Raw genomic sequence first — 24,797 nt, forward strand, 5'->3', positions numbered from 1 at the left:
GACACCTTCCGGACGGCGGCAGTGGCGCACACCACGAGCCGGCCACGCGCCACCTGGGCGACGTCACTCCCGCCCGGCAGGGCCCTCCGGCAGGATGTGCCCATGAGCGACTCCAGCGGTGTGGTCTTCCCCGTCGACGCCTCCTCCGGGCGGCGCAGCACGGCAGTCGTGGGGCGGTCCGTCGTCGCCGAAGCGCTCCGCGCCGTCGACCCCGTGGGCGCGGCGTCCGCCACCCGCGAGACGAACTGGCGACAGGGCTACCTCCCGCACTTCCGCAGGCTCGTCGAGGCCGGGCTGACCTCCGACGACGCGGCCGTCACCATCGCTCGAGACGGCATCGCCGCACTGCACGACCGCATGCGCTGGTCGACCGGCGGCGAGGACCGTCCGCTCGCCGAGGCCTTCGACGCGGCATCGGCGGACGTGGACGATGCCGCCGTCAGCTCGACCGCCGTTGCCGCCCCCGCGTCCGCCCTGGGGCACGAGACGATCCGCGGTTCGGGCACCCCCGACCGCACCCTCTCGGTGCCCTATGCCGGTGAGCGCCTCTCGGGAGACGCGCTCCGTCGCCAGGTCGACACGTGGGTCGCCGCGGGCACGGTGGAGCCCACGCTGGCTGAGGCCGTCGGCGTCGTCATCGACAACCCTGACTGGCTCGACCTGTCGGACCGCACGGTCGTCGTGCTCGGCGCGGCTGCCGAGATGGGTCCTCTGCGCACGCTGCTGCGCTGGGGCGCTGACGTCGCTGCGGTCGATCTCCCGCGAAAGGACCTGTGGGACAAGCTGATTGCGGAGACTCGCAAGAGCGCAGGCTCGATCACCGTCCCGGTTCGAAGGGGCGACGCACCGCTGGCCGAGCGGCTCGGCGGGGACCTCGTCCACGACCTCCGCGCAGTCACCGACTGGGTCGAGCGGCTCGAAGGGCCGCTCGTCATCGGCAACTACGTCTATGCCGACGGCGCCACCAACGTGCGGGTCTCGGCCGCCGTCGACGCGCTCAGTGCCCGGGTCATCGGGCGCCGGGGACGCGACGAGGTGGCGCTCGCCTTCCTCGCCACCCCCACCGACGTCTTCGCCGTTCCCGGGTCGGCCGTCGCCCGCTCCGTCGCCAACTACGCCGAGCGGCGCACGAGCAAGGTCCTCCGCGTCCCGCTGCGCACGCTCTCCGGCGGTCGCCTGCTGCGCCGCAACTACGTCCCCGTCGACGGCCCCGACGCGCCGGGCATCAACGACAGCGTCGTGCTGCAGCAGGGACCCAACTACCTGCTCGCCAAGCGTCTCCAGCGGTGGCGGGCGACGGCATACCGCGCCGACGGCGGGCTCGTGTCGCTCAAGGTCGCTCCGCCGACGCGCACCCGCTCCGTCGTCAAGAACCGCGCGCTCGCGGCGGCCTACGCCGGCGCCCACCGCTTCGGCATCGAGGTCTTCGAGCCGGGCACCGCCAACACACTCATGGCGGCGCTGCTCGTGCATGACCTGCGCACCGGCGCTCCTGCCCAGCCGCATCCGTGGCAGGACGAGGCGTATGCCGCGGTGCACGGTGGGCTCTGGACCGCGGCCTACGACCCGCGCAGCGCCCTCGGGCTGGCCGCCCTCCTCGGCGTAGCCGCCGCCCGCTGACTCTGCAACCGGTCGATCAGCTGGGGGATCAACTGGGCACTGGTGCTGTCAGGGCGTCACCGCATCCCAGTTGATCACCCAGTTGATCCCGGGGAGCGACGACCCGGAGCGCCTGGGCGTCGGTGAGGCGCGTCTCAATGTGACCCGGGAGTTGGCGCTGGCACCCCCGAGGCTCGATGCTGTGCGGATGGGTGAGCGAGTGGCGCAGGAGCCACAGCGGGTCGACGACCGGTCGCCGGAGCGCGGGCTGGGCGGCACGATCACCGCTCCGCGCACCCTCGTGCCGGCGCTGCTCGCAGCGATCGCCTACGTCGACCCGGGCAACTTCGGCGTCAACATCACCTCCGGCGCGGAGCACGGCTACACGCTCGTGTGGGTCGTCGTCTTCGCGAGCTGTTCGGCGATGGTCATCCAGTACCTCGCCGCCAAGCTCGGCATGGCGACGGGGAAGAGCCTCGCCGAGCACAGCTCGGAGCGCTACCCGGGCGTCGGACGCGTGCTCCTCTGGGCACAGGCCGAGCTCGTCGTCGTCATGACCGACCTCGCCGAGATCGTCGGCGGCGCCATCGCGCTCAAGCTGCTCTTCGACATGCCGCTCATGGTGGGAGCCGTGTGCGTGACGGGCTTCAGCCTCGTCGTGCTCGGCCTCAAGGTGCGTGGGCGCAGCCAGTTCGACTCCGTCGTGCTCGTGCTGCTCGTCGTCATCATCGCGTCGCTGCTGTGGCAGGTCCTCATCGCCGACGTCGACCGGGTCGCGCTGCTGCGCTCGGTCGTGCCGGGGCCGCTCGACTCCTCGGCGGCCCTGCTCGCCGTGGGCATCGTCGGGGCGACGGTCATGCCCCACGCCCTGCACTTCCACTCGGCCGCGTCCCGCGGGCGCGACGACGGGTCGGCGCCCGTGACGCAGGCTGAGCGCCTGCGTGCGGGGCGTCGCACCGTGCGCAGCGTCGTCATCGCCATGACCGTGGCCGGCGCAGCGAACGTCAGCCTCGTCGTCTTCTCGGCGGGCCTCGGGAGTGAGGCGGGCACGAGCATCGAGTCGGCGTATGCCGCCCTCGCCACGAACGCGGGCCAGATCGCCGCGACGATGCTGGCCGTCGCGCTGCTCGCGTCAGGCCTGGCCTCGACGCTCGTCGGCGTGCAGACGGGCGACGTCGTCATGGCGGGCTTCGGCCGCCGCCCCATCCCGCCGCTCCTGCGACGGCTGCTCGCCGTCGTGCCCGCCCTCGTCATCCTCGGCTTCGGGGTCGACCCGACGAGCGCCCTCGTGTGGAGCCAGGTCGTGCTGTCCTTCGCGCTGCCGGGCACGCTCATCCCGCTGCTGCTCTTCACCCGCGACCGGTCGCTCATGGGGGCGCTTGCCAACCACCCGCTGACGACGATGACGGCCGCGTTCATCACGGCCGTCATCGTCGGGCTCTGCGCCTACCTCGTCGTCTCCGGGGGCTGAACCGGTTCGGACCGGGCCTGCTCTCTCGATCGCGCGACGTGCTGTCAGGCGAGGGTGAGGAAGAGCTTCTCCATCGTCGCCTGGTCCTCCGGCTGGATGCCGTCGGGGTTGCTGAGGCACTCGCGCAGCCCGGTCGACACGATGGCGAAGCCGGCCTTGTCGAGGGCGCGGTTCACGGCCGCGAGCTGGTTGACGACGTCGCGGCAGTCGCGGCCCTCCTCGAGGAGGCGGATGACACCGCCGATCTGGCCCTGGGCGCGCTTGAGCCGGTTGATCACGGGGGTCATGTCATCGGGGTTGAGGGTGACCATGTCGGCTCCTTGAGGTGGGGTGCTGAGGTGGGGTGCTGGGGTGGGGTGCTGGGGTAGGCGCTGAGATGGGGTGTCGGGGTGAGGTGCTGGGGGTAACGCTACGACTGTGCGAGCACGGCCGGTGCCAGGGACTCAAGGGCCCGGCTCAAGCGGCTGCGTGCGTCTGCGGCGACCTCGGTGAGGGCGTCGTTGGCGGTGATCCGCACCATCGCGCCGGGGTCCATCGCCTCGACGACGGTGTGCCCCTCGTCCGCCGCGCGGACGACGACGTTGCACGGCAGGAGCAGGCCGATGGAGGGCTCCGCCTCGAGCGCGGCATGAGCCAGCGGCGGCCGGCACGCGCCGAGCACGACCTGGGCCGGGATGTCGACGTCGAGCTTGGCCTTGAGCGTCGCCGCCAGGTCGATCTCGGTGAGGACGCCGAAGCCGACCTCGGCCAGCTGGGCCCGGGTGGCGGCGAGGGTCTCGTCGAACCCGGCTGCGACGGTGGTGCTCAGCGCGTACTTCATGAGGTGCTCCTCGGAGTGTCGGTCGTGAAGGGTCGGGTGGTCACGCCGTGACGTCGTCGGGCTGCTGGGCCTCGACCTGGCGACGCACGTCGTCCATGTCGAGACCGCGGACCGCCTCGATGACCTGCTCGAGGGCCGCCGCAGGCAGGGCGCCGGGCTGGCTGAAGACGAGGATGCCGTCGCGGAAGGCCATGAGGGTCGGGATCGAGGTGATGCGCGCCGCAGCGGCCAGCGACTGCTCGGCCTCGGTGTCGATCTTGCCGAAGACGATGTCGGGGTGCGTCGCGGACGCGGCCTCGTAGATGGGGGCGAACATGCGGCACGGCCCGCACCAGGCGGCCCAGAAGTCGACGAGGACGATCCCCTCGGTGGCGATGGTCGACGCGAAGTCGGCAGACGTCAGGTTGCGAGTGGACAAGGTGGTCTCCTTCGGACGCAGGGTTCCGGCTCTTCCGGAAGCATACCCTCTGGGGTATGCAACAGGGGTGCTCTCGGGCGCATTCCCCGCCGGACGGCATACCTCCGCATGTTGGGCGACGGGCGCCACCGCCGTGTCGACCTCGTGTCGACGTCGAGGCTGACGTGGGTTATCGTGGTCCCATCGCGATACCCCTATGGGTATGCTGGCGGCACCCACATTCATCCGCTCGCCGGGCGCCCCGGCGGCAGACAACCCCAAGGAGACACCTTCATGTGCCGACCCGCCACCTGCAAGACCTGCGGCAAGACGACCTGGGCCGGCTGTGGCCAGCACGTCGACCAGGTCATGCGCTCCGTTCCCAACAGCCAGCGCTGCCCCGGGCACGTCGGCGCCGCTTCCTCCACGAGCGGCGGCGGATTCCTCGGACGCCTCTTCGGTCGCTGAGTCGCTGAGCCTGCAGACGGGAGGTGAGGAGGAGCAGTGCTTCTGATGGCCATCCCCATCGGCGTGCTCATCGGGCTCGCCCTGGGCGCCCTCGGTGGCGGCGGCTCCATCCTCACCGTCCCGGCGCTCGTCTACGTCCTCGGGCTCGACCCGGCGGCCGCGACGACGAGCTCGCTCATCATCGTCGGCCTGACGGCGCTCATCGCCGTCATCCCGCACGCTCGTGCCCACCGCGTCCGCTTCGGTGCCGGTCTGATGTTCGGCGCCCTCGGCACCGCCGGCTCGTTCGCCGGCGCCGCGCTCTCGCAGTCGCTACCGGCCACGACCCTGCTCATCGCCTTCGCCGGCCTCATGCTCGTCGTCGCGACGCTCATGCTCCGCCGGGCGCTGGCGCACCGACCGAGCGGGGGGCCGCCCTTCGACGCCACGCTCGAGCCGATGATCACGCTCCGCCCCTTCTCGTGCGCCTGCCCCCGAGTGGCCAAGGTCGTCGTGACCGCGACGGCGGTCGGGCTCATCACCGGGTTCTTCGGCGTGGGCGGCGGGTTCGTCCTCGTGCCCGCGCTCGTCCTCGCCCTGGGCTTCCCCATGCCGACGGCCGTGGGCACCTCCTTGCTCGTCATCGCCGTCAACAGCGCGACGGCGCTCGTCGCGCGCCTCAGTCACGGCAGCACCGACCTCGACTGGCGGCTCATCGGCGTCTTCACGCTCGCCGCCATCGCGGGCAGTCTCGTCGGGGGTCGGGTGGCCGGTGCCGTCGACCCGCGGCGTCTCACCATCGCCTTCGCCTTCCTGCTCATCCTCGTCGCGCTCTACACGGCCGCCCGCAGCTTCGGCCTCATCGGCTGAGCGGCGCATGCGGCGCCCCGCCCGGCGGCATACGCCCTCGGGGAGTCGGCTGCTGGGGAGAGGGCCGCTAGGCCGCCGGTCGACCTCGACGGCGGTGTGGGAGAGTGGCCGACACACCCACGCGTCCGAGGAAGGAAGGCATGGCTGCCGGTCTGCTCCCGCCTGTCCCGAGGGAGCTCCCTGCGCTCACCGACCTGCGGCTCGAGGTGCGCGCGTTCCTCGCCCAGCAGGTGCGCGACGGGGTCTTCGTGCCCCACGTCGACACGTGGCTGACGCGGTGGGACCGCGACTTCACCCGTGAGCTCGGCCGCCGCGGCTGGCTCGGCATGGTCATCCCGGAGGAGTACGGCGGCCGTGGCCGCACCTACCTCGAGCGCTTCGTCGTCACCGAGGAGCTGCTCGTCGCCGGTGCGCCCGTCGCGGCCCACTGGATCGCCGAGCGCCAGATCGGCCCGTCGCTGCTGACCTACGGCACCGAGGAGCAGAAGCAGGCCTTCCTGCCCGCGATCAGCCGCGGAGAGCTCGTCTTCGGCATCGGCATGAGCGAGCCCGACTCCGGCTCCGATCTCGCGAGCGTGCGCACCCGCGCCGAGCGCGTCGACGGCGGCTGGCGGCTCACCGGCACGAAGGTGTGGACGAGTGGTGCCCACGAGGCCGACGCGTTCTTCGCGCTCGCCCGCACCGAGACGCTCGACCCCGTGCGCCGCCACGACGGCCTCAGCCAGTTCATCGTCGACCTGCGCGGGCCCGACGTGCACATCCGGCCGATCGTCTCGATGGACGGCGACCACCACTTCAACGAGGTGCACCTCGACGGCGTCTTCGTGCCCGACTACCGCGTGCTGGGCCGGCTCGGCGCGGGCTGGACCCAGGTCACGTCCGAGCTCGCCTTCGAGCGCAGCGGGCCCGAGCGGGTGCTCTCGACCTTCCAGCTGCTCGCCTCGGCAGCCCAGGCGATGGAGGACGGCCGGCTGCCGCTCGACGAGGGCCTCGGGCGCCTCGTCGCGCGGGTCGCCGGGCTGCACCAGATGTCGTTCGCCGTCTCGCACGCGCTCGAGGCGCACGAGCCGGCCGAGACCGCTGCCGCCGTCGTCAAGGTGCTCGGGACGACGACCGAGGGCGACATCGCCGACTACGTCGACGGGCTCACCGCCACCGGGTGGGTGGAGGACGAGGAGCTCTTCGCCCTCCTGCACGCCGCGATCCTCCAGCGACCGGGCTTCACCCTCCGCGGCGGCACCAACGAGATCCTGCGCGGCGTCATCGCGCGTGGGCTGGGGATGCGCTGATGCCGCCCACCTCGCCCGCGTCGTCCGCGTCGTCCGCGTCGTCTGCCCAGCCCGCCCGACCCCTCGTCGAGCTCCACGGCGCCGACCCTGATCTCGTGGGCGTGCTGAGCGAGCTCTTCGCGGCATACCGCAGCGGGCGTCCGGCGCCGACCCACCTCGTCGACCTCGACCGCGACCTCTGGGCCCACCTCGAGGAGCTCGGCCTCAGCCGGCTGACCGGCTCGCCGGAGCGCGGCGGCAGCGGGGGCACGTGGGCCGATGCGGCCGCCCTGCTCGGCATCGCCGCGGGCGCCGCCGCGCCGGTGCCGCTCGTCGAGCACGACGTGCTCGGTGGCTGGCTGCTCGAGGCCGCTGGCCTTCCCGACGACGGCGGCCTGCGCACGGTATGCCGTCCGGACCCTTCCGGGGTCGCCCTCAACGTCACGTGGGCCCGGGAGGCGACGCATGTCGTCGCGCTCTGGGAGGACCGTGACGAGTGGCGCGTCGCCGACGTGCCGCTCGACCACGTCGCGCTCACCGAGCGGCGCAACATTGCCGGGGAGCCAAGTGACACAGTCGAGTTCGACGTCGACGAGCTCGAGGCGGGAGTCGTCGTCTCGCGCGGGGTCGGCGAGCAGTTCCACCTGCGCGGTGCGCTCGCGCGCAGTGCCCAGAACGTCGGCGCGATGGAGCGCATCGTCGAGATCGTCCTTCGCCACGTCGCCGAGCGCACACAGTTCGGCCGGCCCATCGGTCGCTTCCAGGCGGTGCAGCACCTCATCAGCGACATCGCGGCCGAGACCGCGCTCGGCCGTGCGGCGACCGACGCCGCCGTGGCCCGGGCGTCGGCGACGAACTGGACCGACCCCGGCATGCTCTTCGCCGTGGGCGTGGCGAAATCCTGTGTGGGACATGGGTCCTCGGTCGTCGTGCGCGGCGCCCACCAGGTGCTCGGGGCGATCGGCACGACCCTCGAGCACGAGCTGCACACGCTGACCAAGCCGATCCTCGCCCGGCGCAGCGAGTACGGCTCGCTCCACGAGTGGGACGAGACCCTGACGAGCCTCGCCGTGTCGGCCGGGCACGACCGGCTCTGGTCGCTCATGACGACCGGACGCGCCAAGGCCGGCCGCCCGTCCGGTCACGCCGTCGGGAGATGAGCCCGGCGGCCGTCGCCCATCTGAGTTTGATTGATTCCCAAGGAGGTTCGCTTCATGGCTGCAACGAGTGAGATCCGCTACGAGGTGTCGGACGGCGTCGCCATCGTCACGCTCGATGCCCCGGAGCGGCGCAACGCCCTCTCGGTCGAGATGTCGCAGGAGCTCATCGATGCCGCGCGGGCCGCCGAGGGAGACCCCGCGGTCGGGGCGCTCGTCGTCACCGGCGGGTCGCACTTCTGCGCCGGCGCCGTGCGCAGCGTGCTCGCCGACACCGGCCGCGACCCCGTCGAGGACGCCGCCTACCGCAACCTCGAAACCGTCTACCGCGCCTTCACGACGATCGGCGAGATCGGCGTGCCGACGATCGCAGCCGTGCGCGGCGCCGCCGTCGGCGCGGGCCTCAACCTCGCCCTCGCGACCGACCTGCGCATCGTGTCGCGAACCGCCCGCCTTCTGCCTGGCTTCGCGCAGATCGGCATCCACCCGGGCGGTGGCCACTTCACCCTGCTCAACCGGGTCGCGGGACGCGAGGCGGCAGCGGCCCTCGGCCTCTTCGGCGAGGAGGTCGACGGCGACCGCGCCGTCGCGCTGGGACTGGCCTGGGCGGCATACGACGACGGAGAGGTGCTGGAACGCGCGCTGGCGCTCGCGACCCGGGTGGCCGCCGACCCCGCCCTCGCGCGGCGCACGGTGGGCAGCTTCCGCCGCGAGACCGCGCCCGGCGGCATGCCGTGGGACGTCGCCGTCGAGCTCGAGCGGTCGCCGCAGATGTGGTCGCTGCGCCGCCGCGAAGGTTAGGCGCCGATTCGGCCTCGCCGGGCTCTGGTGCAAGTATGGGGAGGTTGGCCGACCCCGATGGGCGGCCGACCACCGACCCCGTCCTCGGCAGAAGTGGAGAGATCGTGCTGGCCACCTACCGACCTCTCTTCGAGGTCCCGGGTGCCCGCAGGTTCATCGTCGGAGGCTTCACAGCCCGCTCGGCCGGCTCGATGTTCGGCGTGTCCGTCGTCGCGATGGTGGCGGCCCGCACCGGCTCCTACGAGCTCGCCGGAGCCGTCGTCGCGGCCGGCATGGTGTCGCTCGCCATCTGCGCGCCCTTCCTCGGGCGCCTCGTCGACCGCTACGGGCAGCGGCGGGTGGCGATCCCGTTCTTCCTCTTCTCGGGCTTCTGGGCCGTCATGACGGTGCTGACCTCGCTGCGGGGGTGGCCGAGCTGGCTGCTCTTCATCACCTTCCCGCTCTGCGGAGCCATCCCCAACCTCGGCACGATGGCGCGCGCTCGCTGGTCGCACATCTTCGCCCACGACCCGCGCAACCTGCACTCCGCGATGTCCTTCGAGCAGGTGATGGAGGAGGTCACCTTCATCATCGGACCGGTCCTCGCGATCTGGCTCTCGACCGCGTTCTTCCCTGAGGCAGGCTTCCTCTTCGCCACCGTCGCGTATGCCGTGGGCGTCCTCGTCTTCATCTCCGCCCGCTCGACCGAGCCTCCGGTCGTGCCGCACCACGAGCGCCCCACCGAGCACGCCTACCGGGTGCCGGGTCTGGTGCCGCTCGCCTTCATCATGGTCATGACCGGGGCGATCTTCGGCGTCAACGAGGTCGTCACGCTCGCGGTCTCGCAGGAGTGGGGTGCGCCGGGTGCAGCCGGTGCGATCCTCGCGCTGTATGCCGTCGGGTCGGCTGCCTCCGGCCTCCTCTTCGGCCACATCTCGCACGGTCGCAACCTCGTCAAGCTGCTCATGCTCGGCACGTTCGGCATGGCGGTGCTCGAGGTGCCGGTGCTCTTCGCGCCGAACCTCTGGGTGCTCGCCGGGCTCATGCTCGTCGCCGGCATGGCGACCGCACCGACGCTCATCACGACGATGAACCTCATCGAGCGCATCGTGCCGAAGTCGCAGCTCAACGAGGGCATGACGATCGTGCTCACCGGCCTCATCATCGGCATCGCGGCGGGCTCGGCCGTATCCGGCGTCGTCATCGACCGGGTCGGGGCCCAGCACGGCTACTGGGTGGCGGTCGTGGCCGGAGGCTTCGCCTTCGTCATGGCGCTCGGCACGCGGGCGTTCCTCACGCGCCGCGAGCTGCACAACCTCCGCTGACTCCCCCGTCGAGTGGCCACTCTTGGTCGCCTCCACCGCGTCGAGTGGCCACACTTGGTCGCCTCCACCGCGTCGAGTGGCCACCCTTGGTCGCCCCCACCCCGTCGAGTGGCCAACTCTCCGGGTCCGGCCAGCTTTGGCCTCTCGACTCAGGGGAGGCGGCCAGCTTTGGCCTCTCGACTCAGGGGAGGCGGCTTGTTTTGGCCTCTCGACGCAGGGGAGGCGGCTTGTTTTGGCCTCTCGACGGGTGGGGCGAGGGGGGCGCGGGCTGGCGGGTGGGGGCGGACGGCATACGGCAGCGAGGTCGTGCTGGGACCCGCCCAACGCCGAGAGGCCACCTCCCGCGCACGGCAGGAAGTGGCCTCTCGACTCGTCGAGGCGACCAGGATTGGCCTCTCGACGGGGTGGGGCGGGGTCAGTGACCGGCAGCCAAGGGGGTCACCGCGTCGTCGGGGACCTCGTCGGATCCCTGTGCGGGTGCGCCCGGCTTGGGGCCGAGGTCGACCTGCGGGAGGAAGAGCGAGGCGATGAACGCCAGCACGAGCACACCGGCAGCCACGAGGAAGACGACCGACATCGCGTCGGAGAAGCCCACGAGGAACGGCTTGGCCAGCGTCGGGTCGAGCTGGTTGATGAACGAGCTGTCCGACAGGGCTGCCCCACCGATGCCGCCACCGGTGCCGCCCGACTGCTGAGCCGCCTGGAGCTGCTCCGCGAAGGCCTTGTTCGTGGCCGGGTCGCCTCCCGTCGGGTTGCGCAGCGCCGCCTGGAAGGCGGGCGTCGGGGCGATCGCCGCGAAGGCCTCGCTGATCTTCGTTCCCGCCTGCGAGAAGAGGATCGACAGGAAGACTGCGGTGCCGAGCGTGCCACCGATCTGACGGGTGAAGGTGGCGGACGAGGTGGCGACGCCCATGTCGCGGCGGTCGACGGCGTTCTGCACGGCGAGGGTCAGCGGCTGGAAGTTGAAGCCGAGCCCGATGCCGAAGAAGAACATCGCGATCATCGTCTTCCACAGCGGGGTGTCTGCCCCGACGTAGTGGAAGGCGAAGAGCGACGCGACGAGCAGGGCCGAGCCGATGATCGGGAAGATGCGGTAGCGACCCGTGCGCGAGATCATCTGACCCGAGAAGATCGAGCCGAACATGATGCCGAGGGTCATCGGCAGCAGCTGGAGGCCGGCCTGCATCGGGCTCGAGCCCTTGACGATCTGCAGGTAGAGCGGGAGCGCGGCAAGACCGCCGAACATGCCCATGCCGATGAAGACCGAGCTGATCGAGGCCGAGGCGATGGTCCGGTTGCGGAAGAGGCGCAGCGGGATGAGCGCCTCCTCTGCCATGGCGCGCTCGATGAGGATGAAGGCCACGAAGCCGAGGACACCGATGGCGTAGCAGGCAATGGCCGTCGCCGAGCTCCAACCCCACTGACGTCCCTGCTCGGCGACGATGAGCAGAGGCACGAGGGTGACCGTCAGGGTGAGCGCGCCCCAGTAGTCGACGCGGTGGTTGAGTCGTGTGTGCTTGAGGTGCAGGGTGCGTGACACGACGACGAGCGCGGCGATGGCGATCGGCACGTTGACGAGGAAAACCCAGCGCCATCCGGTGATGCCGAGGATGGTCTCCTGGTTGGAGAGGATGCCGCCGACGACGGGACCGATGACGCTCGAGGTGCCGAAGACGGCGAGGAAGTAGCCCTGGTACTTCGCGCGCTCACGCGGCGGCACGATGTCGCCGATGATGGCGAGGGCGAGCGAGAAGAGGCCGCCGGCACCGATGCCCTGCACCGCACGGAAGGCCGCGAGCGACGGGATCGACCACGCGAAGGTGCACAGCATCGAGCCGATGGTGAAGATCGTGATCGCGAAGAGGAAGAGCTTCTTGCGCCCGTAGATGTCGCCGAGCTTGCCGTAGAGCGGGGTCGTGATGGTGGCCGTGATGAGGTATGCCGTCGTGACCCACGCCTGCCCGGCGAGGTCGTTGAGGTCGTCGGCGATGACTCGCATCGCGCTCGCGACGATCGTCTGGTCGAGGGCGGCGAGGAACATCCCCATCATGAGGCCGACGAGGATCGTCAGGATCTCCTTGTGGGAGAGCGGGCTCGGAGTCGAGAGCCGCAGCTGCCCGTCTTTCGGTTCGTCCATGTCACTTCTCCTGGGTGGAGTGGAAGGGGAGGATGGGAAGGGCCTCACCGCGCGCCCGCAGGTGCGCGTCGAGCGCGTCCCCGAGGGAGCGCAGCTGCCCGGTGAAGGTGGCGGCGGCGTTGCCGTCCCAGTCGGCGAGCAGTCCTTGGAACCACTGGGCGCGCGTCGACTGGATGAGGGAGAGGATGGAGCGGCCCTCGTCGGTGAGCGAGGCGACCTGCGCCCGCCCGTCGGAGGGGTCGGCCTCCTTGGCCACGAGGCCATGGCTGGCGAGGGCACTGACCTGCCGGCTCACGGTCGACACGTCGCTGTGGAGGCTCGTCGCGATGTCGGAGACACGCACCGGGCCCGTGCCCGCGATGACGAAGAGTACGGGGTATGCCGTCACGTCGACGCCGTCGTGCACCCGCGGGGCCGTGTGGCGGGCTGCGAGGAGCAGCTTCTGCACCCGGAGCAGGGACAGGAAGACGTCGTTCGCCTCCTGCTCGCTGACACCCATGACATGCCCTCCCTCAGATTGTTTGCTTGCAGCATGCAAGTATCTGCCGGGGATTGGGGTTCGTCAAGGCAGGCTCCCGAGGGACGCCCCCAGGCCATCGTGGGCGCACCCCGTGGACGCACTCCGTGGAGGCCGCCGCGCACGCCCCTGTGGACGCACCCCGCGGGCGCATCGTGGGAGTCGGTCGCATCGGCGTCCGGTTTGTGCTTGTCTGAGGGCGTACTCCGGGGGGAGTGGGATGATGGCGCCGTCAGGTGCGGCAGTCATCACCCTGGTGCAGGTGCATGATGCAGGACCACAGAGGAGCCCCATGTCGAGCGAGAACCCGTCAGCGCAGCCCATCGATGCGACGATCCACGACGTGTTCCAGCAGGTGTCGGCGCTCATCTACGCCGGGGCTGACTCCGGATCGATCCACCAGGCCGTCGTCGACGCAGCGAAGCGCCTCGTCGACGGCTGTGACCGCGCCTCGCTCCTCGTGCGCACCCGCGACCGCTTCGCCACTGCGGCGAGCACCGACGACATCGCGCGCCGGATCGACCAGATCGAGCTCGAGGTCGGGCAGGGGCCCTGTGTCGACGCCATCCTCGACGAGGCGTACCAACACGACCCCGACCTCACCGATGCCCGCACCCCGTGGCCGCGCTTCACCGAGCGCATCGTGGCCGAGACGCCGGTGCGCTCCGCGATCGGCTACCGGCTGCTGCTCGACGGCGACAAGGTGGGTGCGCTCAACCTCTTCTCCGACACCCCCAACGGGCTGACGACGAAGTCGGCCGATGTCGGCGCCGTCATCGCGTCGTTCGCCTCGGTCGCCCTCATGGCGATCCGGGCGCGCGAGGAGGCGGCGACCCTGCGTCAGGGGCTGCAGAGCAACCGCGAGATCGGCAAGGCGGTCGGCCTGCTCATGTCGGCGCACCACATCAACGGCCAGGAGGCCTTCGACCTGCTGCGCCGCACGTCGCAGGAGCTCAACATGAAGCTCACGCACGTGGCCGCGCAGGTGGTCGAGGGCCAGGAGAGCCAGTTCGGCGCGGCGCGCACGTCCTGACGCTGCCAACCTCACGGTCCTCCTCTGGACCACCCCCGCTACCACCCCGCGACGACCCTTGAGGCCCCGGGTGGGGCCTCAAGGGTCGTCGTTGGTCGGCCATCAGGCCGAGCGGATGCCCTCGGCGTCCAGCGTCGTGCGCAGCGTGTCGAGGGTGCGGCGCAGCAGACGGCTGACCTGCATCGCCGAGAGACCCATCGACTGGGCGATCTCGGCCTGAGTCAGGTCGTTGGTGAAGCGCAGCTCGACGATGCGCTGGTCGCGAGCGGGCAGCCGCTCGAGGGCCGAGCGCACCACGATGCCCTCGTCGAGTGCGGGGTCCGAGCTGCCGCGCCCGTTGCCGTCGAAGAGGTCGAGCACCGGGCGGGTGCCGTCGGCCGTCGTGGCGTCGAGCGAGGCCGGCCGCAGGTTGCTCGCAGCCACCTGCGCCTCGCGCACTGACTCGGTCGTGAGCTCGAGCTCGTGCGCGATCTCGTCGGCGGCCGGGTCGTGCCCGAGCTCCTGCTCGAGGCGCGATCGGGCATCGGTCACGAGCTGTCGCCGCTCCTGCAGCTCCCGCGGCGGGCGGACGAGCCAGCCGTGGTCGCGGAAGTGTCGGCGCAGCTCGCCGGTGATCGTCGGCGTCGCGTAGGCGCCGAACTCGGTCGGCTTCTCGAGGTCGAAGCGTTGGATCGCCTTGAGCAGCGCGAGGAAGGCGACCTGCTCGAGGTCTTCGCGGTCCAAGCCCTTGCCCGAGTAGCGGTGGGCGAGGGAGCGCGCCAACGGCATGTGGAGCAGGGTCACCTTCTCCAGTGCCGCGGTGCGTTCTGACTTGGTCTGCGCGGTGCGGATCAGTGAGATGAGATTACGAGTCTGCGCATCCTTGCGCGGACCCGACAGAGTGTCGGTCATGGGTCCTCCGGGTAGATCCCCCGATACGGCGCTGGCTTGACCGACACCTCGACGCTATGCCGCTGAGCGGTCAATAGCAAGGCAGCAGGGGTTCCCATTGGGACACGAAACGGTGTATAAGGACCGGTTGCCCGGGCCAGGCGCGCCCTCGCAACTCACGTGCCGCTTTCCCAATGCGAGCGTTGCTCGCTTGATCGACGGAGTGCTCTTTCGATCGGAGGACGGTAATCCCCGCCGCGGCCCGCCGGAGTGCTCGGTGGCCCCGCGGCCGGCGTCAGTGCGTGACGACGAGCGCGTCGAGGACGCGGCGCGCGATCTCCTCGTCACCGGTGACGGTGTAATGGATCTCGTCGGTCGAGCGTCGCCCGGCGGCCCGTCGCGTGAGGGCGTCGGTCGTCAGCTTGATCGACGTGACGTCGAGCTGCTCCTCGCCGTCGGGTCGGTGGTGACCGCTGAAAAGTGCTTCACCGTAAGGGCGCTCGTCCTCGCCGGTGATGACGCGCGCACCCTCGCGGGCGACGACGGGGCCGGTCACGTCGATGACGACGGCGTGCCCCGCGCCGATCCCGGCGACCCGGGAGACGATGCGGGGGAGGGCCCGCAGGACGGCCTCGGTGAAGACCGCGGCAGCCGGTGTGTCGAGGTTGCCCGGTCGGTCGAGGGCGTTGCGGATGTCCTGCTCGTGGCACCACGTGTCGATGACACGTATACGCAGCAGGTGCCCGAGGGTCGTGTCCGGGCCGAGCGGTCCACCGACCACGGTGTCGAGGTCGGCAGGCGACTCCCGCAGCGACTCGATGCGCTCGGGGTGGAAGTCGGCGAGCTCCGCCACGACCTCGCGTCCGGTGCGTGACCGGCGGGCCTCCACCTCGCGCTCGATGTCGCGGCCGGCGTCGTGGCGCAGGTGCGGGTAGTCCGGCACGTCGACCTTCTCGGCGCGGATACCGGCGAAGGACTTCTCGACACCCACGACGTGCGAGATCTGGTCCTTCACCGTCCAGCCCGGGCAGTGGGTGGGGCGGTCGAAGTCCTCGTCCCGGCAGCCGAAGCCCAGGTCGATGACGGACTGGACCGTCTGGTCAAGGGCGTCGATGAGACCGTTGCGGTCCTCAGGGGCGGCCGGATGCATGGGCATGCGGCAACACTACTTACCCTTGAGCCATGTCGTCCGTGCCGCGAGCCCTTCCGTCCGCGGAGCGTCGGACCTCGCTCGCGATCGGGGTTGCCGTCGCCGTGGTCGGTGCCGGCCTGCTGGCCAGCCTCGTGGCGGCCCGGTTCTCGGGCGCGGTCGCTGCCCCGCCGGCGGGCATCACCGACGCCGGTCCGGTCGTGCGCGCCGCCCTGCCGCTCGTGCGGGTCGTCAGCGACGTCGCCGCCGCCCTGACCCTTGGCGTGCTGCTCCTCGCAGCGACGATGATCCCGGGCGTCACCCGGGCAGCGAGCGCGCAGCCGGGTGAGCCCCGGCGGGCGCTCGCTCTCAAGGTCGCGACCGCATCCGCGTTCACCTGGGCCCTCGCGGCCGCCGTGGGAGTCGTCCTGACCTTCGCCGATGCCGCCGGTATGCCGCTCAGTGACCCCACGTTCGGAGCCCAGCTCGCGGGGTCGGTCTGGTCGATCGAGACGCTGCGCGTCGGGCTCCTCTCCGCCGTCGCCGCCTTCGTCGTCGCCAGCTGGGCGGCGCTCGCGACGAGCCGGGCCGCCACGGTGGCCCTCACCGTCATCGCGCTCTTCGGGGTGCTCGTGCTGGCCCCGGCAGGGCACGCGGGTGGGTCCTCCGACCACGAGACCGCCGTCAACGCGCTCGGAGCGCACCTCGTCGGGGTGTCGCTCTGGCTCGGAGGTCTGCTCGGCCTCGTCGTACTGCGCCGCTCGCTCGGCGACTCGCTCGGGGTCGTCGCCCGCCGCTACTCGACCCTGGCCCTCTGGTGCTTCGTCATCGTCGGCGTCTCCGGCGTCATGTCGGCCTCGACGCGCCTGTCGGGCTGGCAAGACCTCACCACCGACTACGGCCTGCTCGTCGTCGCCAAGGTGCTCGCCTTCGTCGCCCTCGGTGCCGCAGGCTGGTGGCACCGCCGTGCGATGCTCGACCGCGTCGACGCGGGCGGCCGTCGCGCCTTCGCCCGCCTCGCCGCCGGCGAGACCGTCGTGATGGGGGTGGCCGTCGGCATCGCGACGGCGCTCGCCCGAACGGCCCCACCGGTGCCCGAGACCGAGAGCGACCCGACGCCGGCGCTCGCGCTCACCGGCTTCCCCGCCCCACCCGAGCCGACGGCGATGTCGTGGCTGACGGCCTGGCGGGTCGAGTGGCTCTTCCTCGCGGTCGGCCTGCTCGCCATCGGGCTCTACCTCGCAGGGGTCGTCCGGCTGCGCCGTCGGGGTGACGCGTGGCCCGTGCTGCGCACCGTCACCTGGGTGCTCGGGTGGCTGCTCTTCATCTACGCGACCAACGGCGTGCTCGGCATCTACGGCCGGGTTGCCTTCTCGTGGCACATGACCCTGCACATGATCGAGGCCATGATCGTGCCGATCTTCCTCGTTCTGGGGGCGCCGGTGACGCTGGCCCTGCGCACGCTCCGGCCGCGGCGCGACGGCACGCTCGGCCCACGGGAGCTGGTCCTCGGAGCCGTGCACTCCCGCGTCATGGCGGTCTTCGGCAACCCCGTCTTCGCAGCGGCCCTGTTCTTCATGAGCCTCGTCGTCTTCTACTGGACCGGCCTCTTCGAGCTCGCTCTGTCGACCCACACCGGGCACCTGCTCATGACCGCGCACTTCGTCATCACGGGCTACCTCTTCGCCTGGGTGCTCATCGGTGTCGACCCAGGGCCCAAGCGGTGGAGCCCCGCGCTGCGGCTCATCGTGCTCTTCGCGACCATCGCCTTCCACGCCTTCTTCGGGGTCGCGATGATCACGGGCACGGCGCTGCTCGGCGGCGACTTCTTCGAGACCATCGCCATCCCGTGGGTCACCGACCGCCTCGCCGACCAGCGCTTCGGGGGCGGCGTCGCGTGGGCGATCGGCGAGTTCCCGTCGCTCGTGCTGGCGCTCATCGTCGCGGTGCAGTGGTTCCGCACCGACAGCGCCGAGTCGGTGCGAGCCGACCGCAAGGCCGACCGTGACGGAGATGCCGAGCTGGCGGCCTACAACGCCCGCCTCGCCGCACTCGCCGACCGCGACGAACGCACCAAGGCCTGAACCTCGACCCCGTCGAGTGGCCACTCCTGGTCGCCTCCACCCCGTCGAATGGCCACTCCTGGTCGCCCCACTCCGTCGAGTGGCCACTCCTCGCCGGTCGGCAGTCACTACTACGCGCGGTAGTATGTCGGGTGGAGGTGACACCATGACGCGCAGGCTGCCGACGCCGCAGTGTCCGATCCGGCTGGGCGAGCCCTGCACGCTGTGCTTCCCCGGAGCCACGGGCCCGCAGGACTGCGGGCTCGTCTACCTCGTCGAGAGCGACGACGAGATGCGTGAGCAGCTCGCCGAGAAGCGCCGCGAGGTCCTCATGTCGCGGAAGGCCGTGCGCGGGGCGCCCTGACTCGTGTGACAGTGGTGCCATGAAGGTGGCCCTGATCCAGCTCGCCTACGGCGACGACGAGTCCGTCGCCGACCGCACCCGCCGCGCGGCAGACCTCGTGCGCGCCCAGTCCGGCCACGACCTCGTCGTGCTGCCCGAGCTCTGGGCCCCGGGCGGCTTCGACTACCGCCGGTGGGACGAGCGCGCCGAGCCCGTCCACGGCCCGGTCGCCAGCGCCATGGCAGACGCAGCGCGCGATGCCGGCGTCACCCTGCACGCGGGCTCGGTCATCGAGCGCGGCGAGCCCCTCGAGCCGGGCGACAAGGGGCTCTGGAACACCAGCCTCGTCTTCTCACCGGCCGGTGAGCTTGTCGCGACCTACCGCAAGATCCACCGCTTCGGCTTCGGCGAGGGGGAGCCGCTGCTCATCGACGCGGGCGCCGACCTCGTCGTCATCGACGTGCCCGTGGCGGGCGGCGACCCCGTGAGGGTCGGCCTCTCCACCTGCTACGACCTGCGCTTTCCCGAGCTCTACCGCAGGCTCGTCGATGCGGGCGCCGAGGTGCTCGTCGTCCCCGCTGCCTGGCCGATGGCGCGCGTCGAGCACTGGACGCTGCTCGGCCGCGCCCGCGCCATGGAGGACCAGTGCGTCGTGCTCCAGTGCAACACCGCGGGCACCCACGCGCGTCACGAGATGGGCGGCCACTCGCAGGTCGTCGACGCCACCGGGAAGGTTCTGGCGGCAGCCGGCGCTGACGAGCAGGTGCTGAGCATCGACATCGACACCGCCGCCATCTCGACGTGGCGCGAGAGCTTCCCCGTCCTCGCCGACCGGCGGCTCGGATGACCGCGCCGGGCGCCGCCGCCGACACCCTCCGCTCCCGAGTGCGCGTCCGCGCCCCGGAGCTCACGGGGCGGGGCTGGCTCAACACCGGCGGCAAGTCGTACTCGATCAAGGACTTCCGAGGTCGCGTCTGCATCATCGACTTCTGGACCTTCTGCTGCGTCAACTGCCTCCACGTCCTCGACGAGCTGCGGCCCGTCGAGGCGCGCTTCCCCGACGCGCTCACGATCGTCGGCGTGCACTCCCCGAAGTTCGAGCACGAGGCCGACCCCGACGCCCTCGCCGCCGCCGTCGAGCGGTATGCCGTCCACCACCCCGTGCTCGACGACCCTGAGCTCACGACGTGGCGGGCCTACACCGCCCGCGCCTGGCCGACTCTCGTCGTCATCGACCCCGAGGGCTACGTCGTCGCCTCGATGTCCGGAGAGGGGCACGGCCCCGGGCTTGCGGCTCTCGTCGCCGAGCTCATCGAGGAGCACGCCGCCAAGGGCACGCTCCAGCCGGGCGACGACCCCTACGTGCCGCCAGCGGCCGCCGACACCGCGCTGCGCTTTCCGGGCAAGGCGGCCGTGCTGCCCGACGGCTCGGTCATCGTCTCCGACACTGCCAACCACGAGGTCGTCCACCTCGAGGCAGACCTCGAGACCGAACGCGCCCGGTGGGGTGGCCCCGGCGACCTCGCCGAGCCGCAGGGCGTCCTGCTCGCGCCGCCCGAGGTGGCCGATCGCCTGGGCGTCGACCTCATCGTGGCCGACTCGGTCAACCACCAGCTCAAGGGAATTCGCTTCTCTGACAGCTCGATCCACGTCCTCGCCGGCACGGGCCAGCAGCTGCGCGAGCGCACCGGGGGAGGGCCCGCCCTCGACCAGGCGCTGTCGACACCGTGGGACCTCGCGTGGTTCGAGGGCCGCGTCGTCATCGCCATGGCCGGCACCCACCAGCTCTGGGCCTGGACGCCCGGCGACACCATCGCCACCGGCACCGTCGAGGTGCTCGCCGGCACGACGAACGAGGGCCTGCGCGACGGGCCGGTGCTGGACGCGTGGTTCGCCCAGCCCTCGGGCCTCGCGACCTCCGCCGACGGCACCCGGCTGTGGGTGGCCGACTCGGAGACCTCCGCCCTGCGATCGGTCCGCCGCGACGACGATGGCCGGCTGGTCGTCGAGTCCCACGTCGGCACAGGCCTTTTCGACTTCGGCCACCTCGACGGTGATGCCGGTCAGGCGTTGCTCCAGCACCCGTTGGGGGTCACAGTCCTGCCAGACGGTTCGGTCGCGGTGAGCGACACCTACAACGGCGCCATCCGCCGCTTCGACCCCGTCAGCGGTCAGGTCACGACGCTCGCCCAGGGCCTGGCGGAGCCGAGCGACGCCGTCGTCGAGACCGACACCGACACGGCCGAGACGAGACTCGTCGTCGTCGAGTCCGCAGCCCACCGGCTCACCCGCGTCGCGCTGCCCGAGGACGCCCAGCGCGTCGACGGTCCGGCCCGGCGCACCCAGCGACCCGCGACGCCGCTGCCCTCGGGCGCCGTCGAGCTCGAAGTCACCTTCGTGCCCCCACCCGGCCAGAAGCTCGACGACCGGTGGGGCGACCCGACGATGCTCGACGTCTCGGCAAGCCCGCCCGAGCTGCTCGTCGCGGGCGGCGGCAGGTCGCGGGGCCTTCGCCGGTCGCTGACCCTGGCACCCGGCATACCGGCGGGGACGCTGCACGTGTCGGTGCAGGCGGCCGCCTGCGACGGCGACCCAGACACCGGCGAGGTGCCCGAGCACGCCGCGTGCCATCTCTTCCAGCAGGACTGGGGCATCCCTGTCAGCATCGACGAATCGGCAGATGCCACAATGGTGCTCGATCTCAGGGGAGTCTGAGGGCCTCGTCGCCCTCGGCTGGAAGTCAGGTGGAGCTCGTGGCGCAGCAGTCGAACGGTGTCGTGCGACCGGTGGTCTCCCTCGTCTGCGGGGTGCTCGCGGTCGTGCTCATGCCGCTCTCGCTCGTCGCGGTCTGGGCCTCGCTCATGCTGACCCGCACCACCGTCTTCGTCGACGAGCTGAGCCCGGTCGTGCGCCAGCCGCAGGTGCAGGAGGCGCTGGTCGACGGCATCGTCACGAACGTGCTCGGTGCCGTCCAGCTGCAGCCGGCGGTCGAGCAGGTGCTCGAGGGCCCGCTGCGCCAGGTGGCAACCACCGTCGTCGCCGACCCTCGTGTCGCGACGGCGTGGACGGTCGCGCTCCGCAACACCCACCGGCAGTTCGTCGGGGTGCTCGAGGGGCGCGCCGACACCGGACTCGACAGCCAGGGCCGGGTGACGATGCTCGTCCCGATCGAGCTGCCCGAGCTCGAGCAGACGCTGTCGCGGGTCGGTGTCACGGACCCGGCCGCGCTGCGTCCCACGGTTGAGATCCCGCTCGTCGCCGCGTCCGACCTCGGCACCGCCAAGCGGGTGTATGCCGTCGCCCACGCCTGGGGTGTCTGGGCGCCCGTGCTCGTCGTGGCCCTCGCGCTCCTCGCGGTCGCCCTCGCCGCGCGGCGGCGGCCCACACTCGGATGGATCGCCTTCGGGTGGCTGCTCGGCGGCGTGACGCTGGCGGCCGGCCTGATGCTCGGCCGCTCACCGACGATCGACCTCGTGCCGGACCCCGTCGTGCGCACCCTGGCCGACGCCGCATACGGCCTCTCGGCGACGTGGCTCTACACCGCTGCGGCGGTGGCGGTGGGCGTCTCGGTGGTGCTCCTCCTGGGCGTGGCGCTGTCAGGTCGCTCGCGTCGTCGGTGACCGCGAGGTCGCGCGTCGGGGTATGTGGGGGCCGGAGCACGCGCAGTGGCGTGCCACGAGCCAAGGAGACGTCATGGGCATCGGACTCGGGATCTTCCTGCTCGTCGTCGGTGCGATCTTCTACTTCACACCGCTCGACAGCAACCTGCTGGACACCAACCTCAACACGGTGGGCATCATCCTCATGATCGGCGGGGCGCTGGCCATCGTGCTGGCCCTCATCATGAACGCTCAGCGCACCCGCACGCAGCACACGACGGTGACCGAGCGCCGTGGGGCACCTGACGTCGTCGAGCGTCGCGTCGACGGCGACGAGGTCGTCGAGCGCCGCGTCGAGCGGACCGACGGCACCTACTGAGGTCCCGCCGGACGCGCACCCGCGCGCACCATCGGGCACCATCGAGAAACGCACCGAGCAGTCGCCAACCCCACGAGGTATGCCGCGTGGACCTCGCGACTGCTCGGTGCGTTTCGGCGTGAGTGGGCGAACTCATCCCGCCGGCCCCTGTGGAGTGCTTGCATGAAAGCGTGAGCCAAGCACCCGCCCGCTCCACCCGCTCCACCCGCTCCACCCGCTCCACCCGCTCCGCCCGCTCTGCGGCCGACATAGCCGCGGCCACCCCGGCCGACCGCGACCGCTGGGTCGACACGCTGCGGGTGGGCTCGCTGCTCGTCGTCATCCTCGGGCACTGGCTCATGGTCGTGCTCACCGACGACCTCCAGATCACCAATGCGCTCGCGCTCGTGCCGGCCCTGCAGCCGCTCACCTGGGTCCTCCAGGTCATGCCGCTCTTCTTCCTCGTCGGCGGCGTCGCCCACGCGCACACCCTGGAGTCGCTCGACCGCCACTGGCCCCCCGGCCCGGGCCGGTATGCCGCGTTCTTCCACCGCCGGGCCGTGCGCCTCCTGCGTCCGACCCTCGCGTTCCTCGTCGTCTGGCTCCTCCTCGGTGTCGCAGCCGACCTGTCGGGACTGACGTCGCGCACCGACGCCGTCGGCCGGCTGGCCCGCGACGCGCTCGTCATGGTTCCGCAGCTGCTGTGGTTCGTCGGCATCTACCTCGGAGCGTGCGCCTTCGCACCGCTCATGCGGGACCTGCACCGGCGGTGGGGCCTCCGGGTCGTCGGGGTGCTCGTCGTGCTGGCGGTCGCCGTGGACGTCGTGCGGTTTAACGGCGGCCCTGAGCTCGTCGGCAACCTCAACTTCGCCCTCGTGTGGCTGGCACTGCACCAGCTCGGGTTCGCCTGGCGCGACGGCCTGCTCACGACGGGCCGGGGCTGGGCGATGGCGGTCGTGGGATACGGCGCGATGCTCCTCGCCGTCACGGTCGGGCCCTATCCGACGTCGATGGTGGGTCTGCCCGGTGAGGCGATCTCCAACATGGCGCCCCCGACCGCGGCCCTGCTCGCCCAGGGCATCGGCATCTGCGGTCTCGCCGTGGTGCTCCGTCCCGTCATGGACCGAGTGCTCGCGCGGGCGCGCGTGTGGGCCGCGGTGGTGCTCGTGTCACCCTTCGCGATGACAGCCTTCCTCTGGCACCTGACGGCCCTCATGACGGTCCTCGTCACCGCCCGTGCCCTCGGCGTCGAGCAGCCGCCGGTGAACTCGGCACTCTGGTGGCTGACGCGCCCGGTGCTCTTCGCCGTGCTCGCTCTCGTCACGGCGGCCTTCGTCCTGCTCTTCGTGCGCTTCGACCGCGGTGCCCCGGGAGGGGCGGGCGCGGAGGTGCCCGACCAGCGCCGCTGGGTCGACCCCGTGACGGCGGTGTCTGCCGCCGTGCTCTTCTTCGGCATCCTCATCGTGTCGATCGTCGGCGTCGACGTGCTCGGCAACCGGGCCGTCTTCTTCCTCGTCGGCGACGTGACCCCGGCGGTGGGCTTCGCGGTGCTCGGTGCGGGTCTCGCCCTGCTCCAGGCGCCGCGGCTCGTCAGGCGACCCAGCCGCGCTTGACGGCGAGCACGCCGGCCTCGAAGCGGCTCTCCGCGTGCAGAGCGGACAGGGCTGCCGAGACGAGCCGCCGCACCGTCCGCACCGAGACGTTGAGCCGTCGTGCGATCGCCTCGTCCTTCTGGCCCTGGGCGAGCAGCGCCACGACCTGACGCACGCGGGCGTCCGAGAACTCCCCGTCAGCGGCCCCCACGGTGTCGGGGACCAGCGGGATGGCAGCCTGCCAGATCGCGTCGAAGAGGGCGGCTGTCGGGGCGACGAGGTCAGGGCCGTGCACGACCAGTGCCCCCGACGAGTCGTCTCGCGGCAGGATCGCCACGGTGCCGTCGACGATGACGATGCGGTGCGGCGGCGCCGGGTGTGACCGTGCCTGGACCCCGCGGGTGACCTGCCGTGCGAGGTGGCCCCGCCAGTGCGGTGCCTCGAGCGATGCATCGGTGACGATGACGCGCAGCGGGATCCCCCGCTCGAGCAGCTCGTCGTCGAGCCGGGCCGACGGCTCGATCGCGCCGGGCGGCAGGGCGTCGCCGGGCAGCATGAAGGAGACGCGCTCACGAGCCGCCTGGGTGAGCTGGTAGAGCCGTGACGTCACGACCCGCGGGTCGTCGATCTCCTCGACGAGGCCGTCCGGGCCCTGCAGGGTGCGGCTCCTGACGAAGGACTGCACGAGGTCGCCCATGTCGGCGCGGGCCTCGGTGACCTGGCGCTGCCGCTCGGCGAGACGCTCCTCCTCGCGGGCGACGAGCACGGCGATGGCCTGCTCCGGCGGGATCGCCTGGAACGGACGGGCCCCTGCCACCACCTCGACGAGCATGAGGTCGGCGAGCAGGTCGAGCTCGGCCCTAACCTGCTCGACGGAGGCCCCGACGTCGCCCGCGATGGTGGCGAGGTCGGCCGTCGGATGCTCGAGCATCGCCCGATAGACCGCCTCGGTCCGTGCCTCGACCCCGAAGACCCCGAGCATGCGCACCCCTTCGCAGCTTTGTCGACCTACGGTGTGCAGT

24 protein-coding genes are annotated in these 24,797 nt (G+C 71.6%); 16 read left to right on the forward strand and 8 right to left on the reverse strand.

The window, feature by feature from the left end; all coding sequences use genetic code 11:
• The first annotated feature begins 102 nt into the window (after positions 1 to 102).
• Entirely contained in the window at positions 103 to 1,620 is a 1,518-nt protein-coding gene (locus FHX52_RS20900; RefSeq protein WP_141824294.1) for a hypothetical protein, read from the forward strand.
• 187 nt (positions 1,621 to 1,807) lie between these two features.
• Positions 1,808 to 3,070, forward strand: a complete 1,263-nt coding sequence (locus FHX52_RS20905; RefSeq protein WP_246070299.1) for an Nramp family divalent metal transporter — start codon at positions 1,808 to 1,810, stop codon at positions 3,068 to 3,070.
• A gap of 44 nt (positions 3,071 to 3,114) precedes the next feature.
• Here FHX52_RS20905 and FHX52_RS20910 read toward each other — a convergent pair whose 3' ends face one another.
• From FHX52_RS20910 to trxA, 3 genes are all read right to left on the reverse strand, one after another.
• A complete protein-coding gene (locus FHX52_RS20910) occupies positions 3,115 to 3,381 on the reverse strand; it encodes a metal-sensitive transcriptional regulator (protein ID WP_141824295.1) in 267 nt (88 codons plus the stop codon).
• 98 nt (positions 3,382 to 3,479) lie between these two features.
• Positions 3,480 to 3,890: a DUF302 domain-containing protein gene (locus FHX52_RS20915; RefSeq protein WP_141824296.1), complete on the reverse strand. Its 411-nt coding sequence runs from the start codon at positions 3,888 to 3,890 to the stop codon at positions 3,480 to 3,482.
• Positions 3,891 to 3,930: 40 nt separating this feature from the next.
• On the reverse strand, positions 3,931 to 4,308 hold the full coding sequence (trxA, locus tag FHX52_RS20920; protein WP_141824297.1) for a thioredoxin: 378 nt from the start codon (positions 4,306 to 4,308) through the stop codon (positions 3,931 to 3,933).
• 273 nt (positions 4,309 to 4,581) lie between these two features.
• Here trxA and FHX52_RS24010 point away from each other — a divergent pair, with 273 nt between their 5' ends.
• The 6 genes from FHX52_RS24010 (at position 4,582) to FHX52_RS20945 (ending at position 10,134) form a co-directional block, all read left to right on the forward strand.
• A complete protein-coding gene (locus FHX52_RS24010) occupies positions 4,582 to 4,755 on the forward strand; it encodes a hypothetical protein (protein WP_185747411.1) in 174 nt (57 codons plus the stop codon).
• 45 nt (positions 4,756 to 4,800) lie between these two features.
• Entirely contained in the window at positions 4,801 to 5,604 is an 804-nt protein-coding gene (locus FHX52_RS20925) for a sulfite exporter TauE/SafE family protein (RefSeq protein ID WP_141824298.1), read from the forward strand.
• Between the two features lie 140 nt (positions 5,605 to 5,744).
• Positions 5,745 to 6,893 carry an acyl-CoA dehydrogenase family protein gene (locus FHX52_RS20930; protein ID WP_141824299.1) on the forward strand — a complete coding sequence of 383 codons (1,149 nt, stop codon included), beginning with the start codon at positions 5,745 to 5,747 and terminating at the stop codon, positions 6,891 to 6,893.
• Positions 6,893 to 8,032 (forward strand): acyl-CoA dehydrogenase family protein, encoded by a 1,140-nt coding sequence (locus tag FHX52_RS20935; protein WP_141824300.1) that lies wholly within the window; start codon positions 6,893 to 6,895, stop codon positions 8,030 to 8,032. Before FHX52_RS20930 ends, FHX52_RS20935 begins: the two co-directional genes overlap by 1 nt.
• A 54-nt stretch (positions 8,033 to 8,086) precedes the next feature.
• Complete coding sequence (locus tag FHX52_RS20940; RefSeq protein WP_141824301.1) at positions 8,087 to 8,830, forward strand: enoyl-CoA hydratase-related protein; 744 nt, start codon at positions 8,087 to 8,089, stop codon at positions 8,828 to 8,830.
• Between the two features lie 44 nt (positions 8,831 to 8,874).
• The gene (locus FHX52_RS20945) at positions 8,875 to 10,134 is read left to right on the forward strand and encodes an MFS transporter (protein WP_246070300.1); all 1,260 of its coding nucleotides are present in this window, start codon (positions 8,875 to 8,877) and stop codon (positions 10,132 to 10,134) included.
• A 415-nt stretch (positions 10,135 to 10,549) separates the two neighbouring features.
• Here FHX52_RS20945 and FHX52_RS20950 read toward each other — a convergent pair whose 3' ends face one another.
• Positions 10,550 to 12,271 (reverse strand): MDR family MFS transporter, encoded by a 1,722-nt coding sequence (locus tag FHX52_RS20950; protein WP_141824302.1) that lies wholly within the window; start codon positions 12,269 to 12,271, stop codon positions 10,550 to 10,552.
• 1 nt (position 12,272) lies between these two features.
• Positions 12,273 to 12,770 (reverse strand): MarR family winged helix-turn-helix transcriptional regulator, encoded by a 498-nt coding sequence (locus FHX52_RS20955; protein ID WP_141824303.1) that lies wholly within the window; start codon positions 12,768 to 12,770, stop codon positions 12,273 to 12,275.
• A 310-nt stretch (positions 12,771 to 13,080) separates the two neighbouring features.
• Between FHX52_RS20955 and FHX52_RS20960 the strand changes: the two genes are divergently transcribed.
• Complete coding sequence (locus FHX52_RS20960) at positions 13,081 to 13,821, forward strand: GAF and ANTAR domain-containing protein (RefSeq protein WP_141824304.1); 741 nt, start codon at positions 13,081 to 13,083, stop codon at positions 13,819 to 13,821.
• A gap of 102 nt (positions 13,822 to 13,923) precedes the next feature.
• Here the strand turns inward: FHX52_RS20960 and FHX52_RS20965 are convergent, their stop codons facing one another.
• Positions 13,924 to 14,712 carry a sigma-70 family RNA polymerase sigma factor gene (locus FHX52_RS20965; protein WP_141824305.1) on the reverse strand — a complete coding sequence of 263 codons (789 nt, stop codon included), beginning with the start codon at positions 14,710 to 14,712 and terminating at the stop codon, positions 13,924 to 13,926.
• 274 nt (positions 14,713 to 14,986) lie between these two features.
• Positions 14,987 to 15,847 (reverse strand): maleylpyruvate isomerase family mycothiol-dependent enzyme, encoded by an 861-nt coding sequence (locus FHX52_RS20970; RefSeq protein WP_246070301.1) that lies wholly within the window; start codon positions 15,845 to 15,847, stop codon positions 14,987 to 14,989.
• 26 nt (positions 15,848 to 15,873) lie between these two features.
• Between FHX52_RS20970 and FHX52_RS20975 the strand changes: the two genes are divergently transcribed.
• The 7 genes from FHX52_RS20975 (at position 15,874) to FHX52_RS21005 (ending at position 23,796) form a co-directional block, all read left to right on the forward strand.
• A complete protein-coding gene (locus FHX52_RS20975; protein ID WP_141824306.1) occupies positions 15,874 to 17,904 on the forward strand; it encodes a bifunctional copper resistance protein CopD/cytochrome c oxidase assembly protein in 2,031 nt (676 codons plus the stop codon).
• 145 nt (positions 17,905 to 18,049) lie between these two features.
• Positions 18,050 to 18,247, forward strand: coding sequence for a DUF6767 domain-containing protein (locus tag FHX52_RS20980; protein WP_141824307.1), 198 nt, complete (start codon positions 18,050 to 18,052; stop codon positions 18,245 to 18,247).
• 19 nt (positions 18,248 to 18,266) lie between these two features.
• Entirely contained in the window at positions 18,267 to 19,073 is an 807-nt protein-coding gene (locus tag FHX52_RS20985) for a carbon-nitrogen family hydrolase (protein WP_141824308.1), read from the forward strand.
• Positions 19,070 to 20,941: an NHL domain-containing thioredoxin family protein gene (locus FHX52_RS20990; protein ID WP_141824309.1), complete on the forward strand. Its 1,872-nt coding sequence runs from the start codon at positions 19,070 to 19,072 to the stop codon at positions 20,939 to 20,941. The genes FHX52_RS20985 and FHX52_RS20990 overlap by 4 nt, the downstream gene beginning before the upstream one ends.
• Positions 20,942 to 20,979: 38 nt before the next feature.
• Positions 20,980 to 21,846: a hypothetical protein gene (locus FHX52_RS20995; protein WP_141824310.1), complete on the forward strand. Its 867-nt coding sequence runs from the start codon at positions 20,980 to 20,982 to the stop codon at positions 21,844 to 21,846.
• A 73-nt stretch (positions 21,847 to 21,919) separates the two neighbouring features.
• Complete coding sequence (locus FHX52_RS21000) at positions 21,920 to 22,204, forward strand: DUF6458 family protein (RefSeq protein ID WP_141824311.1); 285 nt, start codon at positions 21,920 to 21,922, stop codon at positions 22,202 to 22,204.
• Positions 22,205 to 22,374: 170 nt separating this feature from the next.
• Entirely contained in the window at positions 22,375 to 23,796 is a 1,422-nt protein-coding gene (locus FHX52_RS21005) for an acyltransferase family protein (RefSeq protein WP_246070302.1), read from the forward strand.
• Here FHX52_RS21005 and FHX52_RS21010 read toward each other — a convergent pair.
• The gene (locus tag FHX52_RS21010; protein ID WP_141824312.1) at positions 23,774 to 24,757 is read right to left on the reverse strand and encodes a helix-turn-helix transcriptional regulator; all 984 of its coding nucleotides are present in this window, start codon (positions 24,755 to 24,757) and stop codon (positions 23,774 to 23,776) included. The genes FHX52_RS21005 and FHX52_RS21010 overlap by 23 nt on opposite strands.
• Positions 24,758 to 24,797: the final 40 nt, after the last annotated feature.

This window comes from Humibacillus xanthopallidus (genome assembly GCF_006717145.1).
Lineage (GTDB): Bacteria > Actinomycetota > Actinomycetes > Actinomycetales > Dermatophilaceae > Humibacillus > Humibacillus xanthopallidus.

Excerpts from the sequence above, each read along its gene's own strand:
- FHX52_RS20990 (WP_141824309.1), top strand. The coding sequence starts at position 19,070 with ATGACCGCGCCGGGCGCCGCCGCCGACACCCTCCGCTCCCGAGTGCGC.
- FHX52_RS20910 (WP_141824295.1), bottom strand. The coding sequence starts at position 3,381 with ATGGTCACCCTCAACCCCGATGACATGACCCCCGTGATCAACCGGCTC.
- FHX52_RS20965 (WP_141824305.1), bottom strand. The coding sequence starts at position 14,712 with ATGACCGACACTCTGTCGGGTCCGCGCAAGGATGCGCAGACTCGTAAT.
- FHX52_RS20960 (WP_141824304.1), top strand. The coding sequence starts at position 13,081 with ATGTCGAGCGAGAACCCGTCAGCGCAGCCCATCGATGCGACGATCCAC.
- FHX52_RS20905 (WP_246070299.1), top strand. The coding sequence starts at position 1,808 with ATGGGTGAGCGAGTGGCGCAGGAGCCACAGCGGGTCGACGACCGGTCG.
- FHX52_RS21000 (WP_141824311.1), top strand. The coding sequence starts at position 21,920 with ATGGGCATCGGACTCGGGATCTTCCTGCTCGTCGTCGGTGCGATCTTC.
- FHX52_RS20985 (WP_141824308.1), top strand. The coding sequence starts at position 18,267 with ATGAAGGTGGCCCTGATCCAGCTCGCCTACGGCGACGACGAGTCCGTC.
- FHX52_RS20915 (WP_141824296.1), bottom strand. The coding sequence starts at position 3,890 with ATGAAGTACGCGCTGAGCACCACCGTCGCAGCCGGGTTCGACGAGACC.
- FHX52_RS24010 (WP_185747411.1), top strand. The coding sequence starts at position 4,582 with ATGTGCCGACCCGCCACCTGCAAGACCTGCGGCAAGACGACCTGGGCC.
- FHX52_RS20950 (WP_141824302.1), bottom strand. The coding sequence starts at position 12,271 with ATGGACGAACCGAAAGACGGGCAGCTGCGGCTCTCGACTCCGAGCCCG.
- FHX52_RS20955 (WP_141824303.1), bottom strand. The coding sequence starts at position 12,770 with ATGGGTGTCAGCGAGCAGGAGGCGAACGACGTCTTCCTGTCCCTGCTC.
- FHX52_RS20975 (WP_141824306.1), top strand. The coding sequence starts at position 15,874 with ATGTCGTCCGTGCCGCGAGCCCTTCCGTCCGCGGAGCGTCGGACCTCG.
- FHX52_RS20900 (WP_141824294.1), top strand. The coding sequence starts at position 103 with ATGAGCGACTCCAGCGGTGTGGTCTTCCCCGTCGACGCCTCCTCCGGG.
- FHX52_RS20940 (WP_141824301.1), top strand. The coding sequence starts at position 8,087 with ATGGCTGCAACGAGTGAGATCCGCTACGAGGTGTCGGACGGCGTCGCC.
- FHX52_RS20970 (WP_246070301.1), bottom strand. The coding sequence starts at position 15,847 with ATGCCCATGCATCCGGCCGCCCCTGAGGACCGCAACGGTCTCATCGAC.
- FHX52_RS20935 (WP_141824300.1), top strand. The coding sequence starts at position 6,893 with ATGCCGCCCACCTCGCCCGCGTCGTCCGCGTCGTCCGCGTCGTCTGCC.
- FHX52_RS20930 (WP_141824299.1), top strand. The coding sequence starts at position 5,745 with ATGGCTGCCGGTCTGCTCCCGCCTGTCCCGAGGGAGCTCCCTGCGCTC.
- FHX52_RS20925 (WP_141824298.1), top strand. The coding sequence starts at position 4,801 with ATGGCCATCCCCATCGGCGTGCTCATCGGGCTCGCCCTGGGCGCCCTC.
- FHX52_RS20980 (WP_141824307.1), top strand. The coding sequence starts at position 18,050 with ATGACGCGCAGGCTGCCGACGCCGCAGTGTCCGATCCGGCTGGGCGAG.
- FHX52_RS21010 (WP_141824312.1), bottom strand. The coding sequence starts at position 24,757 with ATGCTCGGGGTCTTCGGGGTCGAGGCACGGACCGAGGCGGTCTATCGG.